We start from the raw sequence: 365 nt of genomic DNA on the forward strand, positions 1-365 counted from the left end.
TTTTTTTTAGAAATGATTGACATAAAACCGTATATATCATAATATTGAAATTGTAATATTAAAGAAAACAAATCCAACATTTTCATATAGACTTTAGATTAGCTAAAAGGACACACCTAAGGCGCTTTATGCCATAGGTGTGTCCTTTTTTTGCGTTTAAAGGCTACATAAGGAGGAACACAAACATTGAAGCCATCTAAGTTTCAAAAGAAGCAGATTGCTGCGGTTGGTCTTGCCGCTGCAACAGTCGCTGGTATCTATGGATACAATCATTTTGCAGTGGAGAATGCAGTAAAACCAACAAAGATTGTCGTAGCCGCAAAGGATATACCCGCTCATACAGAGATTAAAGAGGATATGCTAGT

1 pseudogene is annotated in these 365 nt (G+C 36.2%); it reads left to right on the forward strand.

The window, feature by feature from the left end:
• Positions 1-186 precede the first annotated feature (186 nt).
• Positions 187-365 (forward strand): annotated as a pseudogene (locus MR155_RS31565) (Flp pilus assembly protein CpaB); the annotation flags it as partial.

It is taken from the genome of Bacillus cereus group sp. BfR-BA-01331 (genome assembly GCF_022663915.1).
Classification (GTDB): Bacteria; Bacillota; Bacilli; order Bacillales; family Bacillaceae_G; genus Bacillus_A; species Bacillus_A mycoides.